Consider the following 9,159-nt stretch of genomic DNA (forward strand, 5'->3'; position numbering starts at 1 on the left):
TGAGGCGGCGGAGATCAGGATCCGGTCCCGGGCCTCCTCGAACCCCACGCGGCCGTCCGCGCGGGCCGGGTCGCGCCCCGCCGACGCGGAGAGCGCCAGGTAGTCGTCGAGGACCAGGCCGATCCCCACGCTGCCTTCCGCGAGGTACGGCATCGTCCGCCATCCCTCGTCGACCTCAAGGCCACCGCCCCGCTGTACGACGCAGCCGTCCAGGTCCCGGCGCAGCGCCGTACCGGCCGCGTCGAGCAGCGCGGGGTCACCGGTCGCCTCGTATTGCCTGAGGAACAGCAGGGCGGGCCCGCTCGCTCCACGCAGCAGCCCGGCGCGGCGCTTCTTCGGGTCCGGGAGCGGCTCGTCCAGGCGGCTCACCAGGATGTCCGTGACGTCCTGGGCCCGCTGGGCGAACTCCGGCTCCCCGGTCGTGCGCGCCAGCCCGCCGAGGACCAGACCCAGCCCGGCGAGACCGCCCCGCAGGTCCGAGGAGAGCTTGTGCCACTTCTCCCGGAGGACCAGGTCGATCAGGTCCAGCGCACGCGGCCGGTGCCCGAGCAGGTCGAGGACGTGGGCGACGCCCGCGAGACCGTCGTACAGCCCCAGCGGCGTGCCCACCGGCACCGGGTCGGTGTGGGCCAGCAGCCAGCGCTCGCCCTCCTCGTACCGCTCGGCGCCCGCCTGGGACAGCGCGTACAGGACCCCGGCCGCGCCGTGCGCGAGGCCGAGTCCGCCGCCGTCGGAGAACTGGGTGATGTCGCCGGGGAAGAGCCTGTCGTCGCGTTCGGGAGTGGCGGAGGCGAGGATCGCCTTCACCATCGAGTCCCGGCTGTACGGCCAGTCACCGGGCTCCACGGGAGCCGGCGGCGGCGAGGGCGCGGGGCGCCCCGTTCCCGGCGCGGACACGTCACGGGTGATCTCGGCGACCGCCTCGGCCAGGAAATCGGCCGGTACGTCCGGGAACTGGCCGGCGATCACCTCGGCCAGGTGGGCCGCCTTGCCCCGGTCCACCACGAACAGGGTGGTCAGGGGCATGAAGAGCGCGAGCCGCAGACACGCCAGCGCGTACCGGTCGACGTCCACGCCCCTGCGGTCGGGCGGCGCGAAGAAGCCGGGGTGGGCGACGACCTGGCGGCCCCGCTCCTCGGCCGGCGCCGCCGCCTCGAAGTCGACCAGGGACACCGACTCCTCGTCGGGCGCGACCATGATGTTGAAGATGTGCAGGTCGTTGAAGACGATCCCGCGCGCGTGCACCGCCTCCAGGGTCTCCTCGACCGCGCGGTGGATACGCAGCGCCCAGCGCGTGTAGTCGGCCACCGCCCCCGGATCGGGGTCGTGGGTGAGCAGCGGATGGCGCTCCGCGAAGAAGGAGTTGAGGGGGCGCCCCTCGATGAAGTCCATGACGAGGAAGCGGTGGTCCCCGAGCGTGAACCAGTCACGCACCTCCGGCACCGTCCCGAGCCCCGACACCTGCAGCAGCGCCGCCCGCTCGCGCTCCAGCCGGGTGATCGCGTCCGCGCCGTCGGCCGCCAGCCCCGCGTGCGGTCGCCCCTCCTTCAGGACGACCCGGCTCCCGTCGCGTGTGTCGGTGCCGACGTACACGCCGCCGCCGTTGGAGAAGTGCAGGGCCTTCTCGATGCGGTACGGCAGATCGGCGACCGTCGTCGCGTTGCGGGCCGCGAGCTGGGCCTCCAGGAACGCGGGCAGCCGCACCCAGTCGGGGACCTGGAAGGACGGCGCGCGCCGGTCCGGCACCAGCCGGCCCTCGCCGTCCCGGACGGCGGGCACGAGCGAGCCGCGCTCGTCGACGACGAAGGAGCGTGCGAACGCCCCGTAACGGACGTACAGCGGGCCCTCCCGCCAGCGCAGGTCGGTGAGGATGTACGGGCCCTCGCAGCCCTCCAGCAGGGCGCCCAGCTCGGTCAGCACCTGGTGCAGCAGGTCCTCGTCGGCCGGGTAGACCGTCACGAACTTCCCGCTGCCGTCCCGGCCCGCGTACTTGGTGTTCCGCAGATGCAGCAGATGGGGGCCGGGCAGGAACTTGAACGGGATACCGCGGGGCACGCAGTAGTCCCACACCGCCGCGGCGATGCGCTCCGCGTTCGCCCGGGTGGCAGACGCGTGCACCTTCCAGCCCTGGGTGGGTCCGGGCAGCGGGTCGCCGTCCGGACCGACCGGCGTCAGTGCCAGCCAGTCGCCGATCCGTCCCGCACGCCAGCCCTCCGGTACCGCCCGGCGGGCCGTCTCGAACTGGGGAGCGGCCTCGCCCGCGCCGGACAACCGGTCCGGTGTCTCGTAGAAGTGCTGGTCGGCGAGTGCGTACACCTCGTACCGCTGGTCCATGCCCACCTCCTCGATGGCTGGCACCGAGCCTTCCAGTCCGTGGGCGGGTCCCGACAGTCACGGCTGTCACGAGAGCACTGTGCGGAACGCACAGGTACGGCAGTGGCCGACGCACCCGAGTGCCAGGGGCTGCGCCGGGGCCCCATACGCGCTGTAATGACGAACGTGGGCAGAGAGGACGCGGGTCGCGGAAGGAGAACGGCGCGCGCCGAACTTGCCCTCAAGTCGCTCGCCGTCGAACTCGATCCCCGTGAACGCCTCCGCCGCGTCCTCGAACAGACGCTCGTCTTCGCGGGGGCGACCGTCGCCGCCGTCTACACCCCGGGCGACTCCGTCGACGTGCTGTGCCTGGTCGAGTCGGCCGGTGTGCCGAGGACCCTGTACGGCCTGCGCGACAGCTACCCCGTGGCCGCCCACTCGCCCGCCGCCGACGCCCACCGCACCGGACGGCCGGTCTGGCTGGGCCCCGACGACCTCGCCGAGTGCGCCGAGTCCCGGCGGATGCCGGCCGGTGACGTCCATCTGGCCGCCCTGCCCGTCCGCGCGGGTGCGGTGGTCGGTGACGGCGGCTGTCTGCTCGCCGTGACGGAGAGCCCCGGCGGCTTCGACGACGAGGCCCGGGACTGCCTCGGCCTGCTCGCCGACGCCGTCGCCTGGCCCGCTCCGCCCGCCCCCGGAGACCTCGGCGAACTGCCGGCCAACGCCTTCAGCCTCGCCATGGACAGCGGACGCGTCGAGGTCGGCGACGAACTCCTCGAACTGTTCGCGCTCGACCGGGCGGACTTCGACGGCAGGGTCGAGACCCTGCTCGGCCTGACCGTGCCCGAGGACCTGCCCTCCCTGATGTCCGTCGTCGAGGCCGACCACATGTCCATCGGCGACAGGGAACTGGAGTTCCGGGTGCTCCAGCCCGCCGGCCCGCCGAGGTGGCTGCGGCTGCGCGGGCGGCTCGCGATCACGGGGGAGGGGCGGCCCGCCCGGCTCGTGGGCACGGTCGGCGACGCCTCCACCCTGCGCTCCGGCGTCACCGACGTGGCCCGCGTCCAGCGACTCGCCGCCGCCCTGGCCACCGCCGGGACCGTCCGCGACGTCAGCAAGGCCGTCGTCACCGCCCTGCGCGAGCCGCTGCTGGCCGACCGGATCGCCCTCGCCGAGCTGGAGAACGAACGGCTCGTCGTCACCGTCCTCGACCCGCCCGAACCCGAGTCCTGGCCCGAGCTGTGGCGGCTGGAATGGCGCTCCGAATGGCCCGAGTCACCCGTCCGCTCCATGCCCACACTCGCCGCCGCCCTGCGCGAGGGCCGCGCCGCGATCTGGCCCGCCGGCACCGAACTCGAACCCGCCCTCGACGGCGTCGGCCCCGGCGGCCTCGCCGTACTGCCGCTGCCCGCAGGCGGCCGGATGGCGGGCGTCTGCCTGATCGGCTGGGACAGCCCGCACGAGTTCGGCACCGACGAACGTGCCCTGCTCACCGCCGCCGCCGGCCTCGCCGGCCAGGCACTGACCCGCGCCCACGCCTTCGACGCCGAGCACGAACTCGTCGGGATGCTCCAGCGCTCCCTGCTGCCCCGCCGCCTGCCCAAGCTGCCCGGCGGGGTCGCCGAGGCCCGCTACCTCCCGACCACCGAGGGCCTGGAGGTGGGCGGCGACTGGTACGACGTGATCCCGCTGCCCGACAACCACGTCGCTCTCGTCATCGGCGACGTCCAGGGCCACAACGCGGGCGCCGCCACCCTCATGGGCCAGATGCGCACCGCCCTGCGCGCCTACGCCGTCGAGGGCCACCCGCCGGACGTCGTCGTCTCCCACGCCAACCGGCTCCTCGCCGACATGGAGACCGACCTCTTCGCCACCTGCTGCTACGTCGAGGTCGACATGGAGGAGGGCACCGCCTGGTACGTCCGCGCCGGCCACCTCCCCCCGGTCGTCCGCCACCCCGACGGCACCACCGAGGTGCCCGAGTCCGACGTCGGTCCGCCGCTCGGCGTCGTCGCCCGCGCCGACTACCCGATGAGCCTGCTGCGCCTCCAGCCCGGCACCCTGCTCGCCCTCACGACCGACGGTCTCGTCGAGTCCGCCGAGATCGACATCGAGGACGGCCTCGACGCCCTGGCAGCCGACCTCGCCGCCGCCGCCCCCGCCCACCTCGGTCTGGTCGCCGACGCCCTGCTCGCCCGCGCCAACCGCAACGACGACGTGGCCCTGCTCCTGCTGCGCTACGACGGCATGGAGCACCGCCCGCTGCGCGAGAGCTGGACGGTGTGGCGGGTGCCCGAGGCGGTCCGGCACGCCCGCCGCTTCACCCGGCGCACCCTGCGCACCTGGGGTGTCGCGGGCGAGGCGGGCCTCCAGGAGAACATGGACACCGTGCTCCTCGTCGTCTCCGAGCTGGTCACCAACGCCCTCGTGCACACCGACGGCCAGGTCCGTCTCGACCTCACCGTCTTCAACGGCCGGCTGCGCGTCGCCGTCGCGGACAACTCGCCCCGCACCCCCATCAGACCGACGAACCTCGGCTGGGAGGCCACCGGCGGCCGGGGCATGCTCCTGGTCGAAGCGATGTCGGCGGCCTGGGGAACCGTCCCGGTCAGCGGCGGCAAACAGGTGTGGAGCGAGCTCGCCCTGGAGCCCTGAGGGGACGCGAGCGGGCTCCCGCACCGGTCACGCTGCGGCACCGGATATTACGTCGTGGGAAATCGAAGCTAGGGTGAACGGATGAAGGCTCTCGTGCTCTCCGGTGGCGCCGGTACGCGGCTTCGGCCGATCACCCATACCTCGGCGAAGCAGCTCGTACCCGTGGCCAACAAAGCCGTGCTGTTCTACGGCCTGGAATCCCTCGCCGACGCGGGCATCACCGAGGTCGGCATGATCGTCGGCGACACCGCCGCCGAGATCGAGGAAGCGGTCGGCGACGGCTCGCGGTTCGGCCTGAAGGTCACCTACATCCCGCAGGAACGGCCCCTGGGCCTGGCCCACGCGGTGCTGATCGCCCGGGACTTCCTCGGTGACGACGACTTCGTCATGTACCTCGGCGACAACTTCATCATCGGCGGCATCAGCGACCTCGTCGACGAGTTCCGCCGCCTCCGTCCCGACGCCCAGATCCTGCTCACCCAGGTGCCCGACCCGCGCTCCTTCGGTGTCGCCGAACTCGACGCGGCCGGCCAGGTGATCGGCCTGGAGGAGAAGCCCGAGCACCCCAAGAGCGACCTCGCGCTCGTCGGCGTGTACCTCTTCACCCCGGCGATCCACGACGCCGTACGCTCCATCAGCCCCTCCCGGCGCGGTGAGCTGGAGATCACCCACGCCATCCAGTACCTCATCGACGCCCGGTCCGACGTACGATCCACGCTCATCAAGGGCTACTGGAAGGACACGGGGAACGTCACCGACATGCTGGAGGTCAACCGCATGGTCCTGGAGGGCCTGGAGCGGCGGATCGACGGCGACGTGGACACCGCGTCCGAGACCATAGGGCGGGTGGTGATCGAGGAGGGCGCGAGCATCAGCCGCTCACGCATCGTCGGACCCGTCGTCATCGGCGCCGGAACCGTCGTCAGCGACTCCTACGTCGGACCGTTCACCTCCGTCGCCGAGAACTGCCGGATCACCGACAGCGAGCTGGAGTTCTCCATCGTGCTGCGGGACTCCTCCATCGCCGGGGTGGGCCGCATCGAGTCGTCGCTCATCGGCAGGCACGTCGAGGTGACCCCGGCCCCCAGTGTTCCCAGCGCCCACCGCCTCGTCCTCGGAGACCACAGCAAGGTGCAGATCCACTCATGAACCTCCTCGTCACCGGCGCCGCCGGATTCATCGGCTCCACGTACGTCCGCGCACTCCTCGCGTCCGACGCCCCCGACGCGCCCCGGATCACCGTGCTGGACAAGCTCACGTACGCGGGCACCCTGGAGAACCTGCCGGCCGAACACCCCCGGCTGACGTTCGTCCAGGGCGACATCTGCGACGCCGAACTCGTCGACAAACTGATGGCCGAGGCCGACCAGGTCGTCCACTTCGCCGCCGAGTCCCACGTGGACCGCTCGATCGACGGCGCCGCCGACTTCGTCCGCACCAACGTCGTGGGCACCCAGGTACTGCTGGACGCCGCCCTGCGCTACCGGGTCGGCCCCTTCGTGCACGTCTCCACCGACGAGGTGTACGGCTCGATCGAGTCCGGCTCCTGGCCCGAGGACCACCCGCTGGCCCCCAACTCGCCCTACTCGGCGTCGAAGGCGTCCTCGGACCTGCTCGCCCTCTCCTACCACCGCACCCACGGCCTGGACGTGCGCGTCACCCGCTGCTCCAACAACTACGGGCCGCACCAGTTCCCCGAGAAGGTCATCCCGCTCTTCGTCACCAACCTGCTGGACGGCAAGAAGGTCCCGCTGTACGGCGAGGGCCTCAACGTCCGCGACTGGCTGCACGTCGACGACCACTGCCAGGGCGTCGACCTGGTGCGCACCGGCGGCCGGCCCGGCGAGGTCTACAACATCGGCGGCGGCACGGAACTCAGCAACAAGGAGCTCACCGGGCTGCTCCTCGAAGCCTGCGGCGCCGACTGGGACAGCGTGGAGTACGTCGAGGACCGCAAGGGCCACGACCTGCGCTACTCCGTCGACTGGGGCAAGCTCCACGACGAGCTGGGCTACACCCCGCGCCACGACTTCGCCGCCGGCCTCGCGGCCACCGTCGCCTGGTACCGCGACAACCGCGCCTGGTGGGAGCCCCTCAAGCGACGCGTCGGCGCTGAGGCGAAGAAGAACGAGAAGCAGGTGAGCGGATGAAGTGGCTGGTGACCGGCGCCGCCGGCATGCTCGGCCGCGACACCGTCGAGGAACTCCTCAGGCGCGGGGAGAACGTCGTGGGCCTCGCCCGCGCCGCCCTGGACATCACCGACCCCGACGACGTGCGCCGTGTCTTCACCGACCACGAGCCCGACCTGGTCGTCAACTGCGCCGCCTACACCGCCGTCGACGACGCCGAGACGGACGAGGAGACGGCGCTGCGGATCAACGGCGTCGGACCGCGTCTGCTCGCTCAGGCCTGCGCCGCGCACCACGCCCGACTTGTCCACGTGTCCACCGACTACGTGTTCGACGGCGAGGCCCGGGACACGCCGTACCCCGAGGACCACACCCCGGCCCCGCGCACGGCGTACGGCCGCACCAAACTCGCCGGTGAACAGGCCGTCCTGGCCACGCTCCCGGACACGGGGGTCGTCCTGCGCACGGCCTGGCTGTACGGTGCGCACGGCGGCAACTTCGTGCGTACCATGATCGACCTGGAGGCGCGTCGGGACACCCTCGACGTCGTCGACGACCAGCGCGGCCAGCCCACCTGGAGCGCCGACGTCGCCGTGCGGATCGCCGACCTCGGACCCCTGATCGGACCCGAGGCACACGGTGTCCTGCACGCCACCAACTCCGGCGAGACCACCTGGTTCGAGCTGGCGCGAGAGGTGTTCCGCCTCGTCGACGCCGACCCGGACCGCGTACACCCCACCACCAGCGCGGCCTTCACCCGGCCCGCACCCCGGCCCGCATACAGCGCCCTCGGCCACAGCCGTTGGCAGCAGACCGGTCTCGGAGCCCTCCGTGACTGGCGTACCGCCCTGCACGAAGCACTGCCACACATCCGCAAGGAGATTTCCTCGTGAAACGCCATGAGTTCCTCCGGGAGCTCCACAAGGTCAGCGCGAACAGGAACTACCTGGAGATCGGCGTCAACGACGGCCGAAGCCTGACCCTGTCCCGGGTACCGAGCATCGCGATCGACCCCGCGTTCAAGGTGGTGTCGGAGATCCGCGCCGACGTCCATCTCGCGAAGGCCACCAGCGACGACTTCTTCGCCCGGGAGAACCCCCTCGCCCACCTCAAGGGCGGCCGGCACCCGCTGCGCAACCTGGCCCGCAACCGCAGCCCCTTCGGCTACTGGCAGCGCACCACGCTCGACCTGTCGTTCATCGACGGCATGCACCTGTTCGAGTACGCGCTGCGCGACTTCATCAACGTCGAGAAGCACTCGGACTGGGCCAGCGTCATCGTCCTCGACGACATGCTGCCGCGCAGCATCGACGAGGCCGCCCGCGACCGGCACACCAACGCCTGGACCGGCGACGTCTACAAGCTGATCGAGATCCTCGCCCGGTACCGCCCCGACCTGGTCACGGTCCTCGTCGACACGGCGCCCACCGGACAGCTCATCGTCTTCGGCGCCGACCCCGACAACACGGTGCTGAAGGACAAGTACGACGAGATCATCGCGGAGTTCGAGGTCCCGGACCCGCAGAAGGTGCCCGAGAGCGTCCTGGAGCGGACGCCCGCGGTCAAGCCGGAGACCCTCGTCGAGGCCGCCTTCTGGGCCCCCCTCGTCAAGTCCCGCAACCGCGGCACCAAGCGCGGCAAGGGCCTGGAGCAGCTGCGCCGCAGCCTGCAGCCGCTGAGCACCACCCGCTGACGCGGAACCGGACAAAGGCCTGCGGCTGTCCAGCAATTAGTGGCAGTTTTAAATCTACAACGGCCGCTGCAGGGAGCTGATGAACGACAACGCCGACAAGGTGATCACCTCCGGTGACGGCTGGAACGACGAGGACCTGTCCCCCGTACGCCTCGACGACGCCGGTACGGCGGTGCTGCGGCAGGACGCGCGGATGCTGGACCGTGTCTATCCGGGCGCCACGGCGGGGACGGCGCTCGCCTTCACCTTCGAGGACCGTTCGCGGGACGGGTCCACTACCCTGACCTGCAACCCGGTGCCCAGTTCACTGCCCAACGTGTCCCAACTGGTGGGCTCGGGCCAGTACTCGGTGCTGGTGTGGCGGTCGAA

General features: G+C 71.7%; 6 protein-coding genes and 1 pseudogene. 6 read left to right on the forward strand and 1 reads right to left on the reverse strand.

Annotated elements, in window-relative coordinates; genetic code table 11:
- Positions 1 to 2,334 (reverse strand): class III lanthionine synthetase LanKC (lanKC, locus tag STRTUCAR8_RS34880; protein ID WP_006380946.1); only part of this gene is annotated, 2,334 nt, incomplete at its 3' end.
- Between the two features lie 156 nt (positions 2,335 to 2,490).
- Between lanKC and STRTUCAR8_RS34885 the strand changes: the two genes are divergently transcribed.
- The 6 genes and pseudogenes from STRTUCAR8_RS34885 to STRTUCAR8_RS34910 all read left to right on the forward strand — a co-directional run.
- The gene (locus STRTUCAR8_RS34885; RefSeq protein WP_044473424.1) at positions 2,491 to 4,968 is read left to right on the forward strand and encodes a SpoIIE family protein phosphatase; all 2,478 of its coding nucleotides are present in this window, start codon (positions 2,491 to 2,493) and stop codon (positions 4,966 to 4,968) included.
- Between the two features lie 81 nt (positions 4,969 to 5,049).
- Entirely contained in the window at positions 5,050 to 6,117 is a 1,068-nt protein-coding gene (locus STRTUCAR8_RS34890) for a glucose-1-phosphate thymidylyltransferase (protein ID WP_006380950.1), read from the forward strand.
- Positions 6,114 to 7,118: a dTDP-glucose 4,6-dehydratase gene (gene rfbB / locus STRTUCAR8_RS34895; protein WP_006380948.1), complete on the forward strand. Its 1,005-nt coding sequence runs from the start codon at positions 6,114 to 6,116 to the stop codon at positions 7,116 to 7,118. The genes STRTUCAR8_RS34890 and rfbB overlap by 4 nt, the downstream gene beginning before the upstream one ends.
- Complete coding sequence (rfbD, locus tag STRTUCAR8_RS34900) at positions 7,115 to 7,990, forward strand: dTDP-4-dehydrorhamnose reductase (RefSeq protein WP_006380947.1); 876 nt, start codon at positions 7,115 to 7,117, stop codon at positions 7,988 to 7,990. The genes rfbB and rfbD overlap by 4 nt, the downstream gene beginning before the upstream one ends.
- Complete coding sequence (locus STRTUCAR8_RS34905; RefSeq protein WP_006380945.1) at positions 7,987 to 8,790, forward strand: class I SAM-dependent methyltransferase; 804 nt, start codon at positions 7,987 to 7,989, stop codon at positions 8,788 to 8,790. The genes rfbD and STRTUCAR8_RS34905 overlap by 4 nt, the downstream gene beginning before the upstream one ends.
- Positions 8,791 to 8,842: 52 nt before the next feature.
- Positions 8,843 to 9,159: pseudogene (locus STRTUCAR8_RS34910) on the forward strand (endoglycosylceramidase); the annotation flags it as partial.

Origin of the sequence: Streptomyces turgidiscabies Car8 (assembly GCF_000331005.1) — a bacterium.
Classification (GTDB): Bacteria; Actinomycetota; Actinomycetes; order Streptomycetales; family Streptomycetaceae; genus Streptomyces; species Streptomyces turgidiscabies.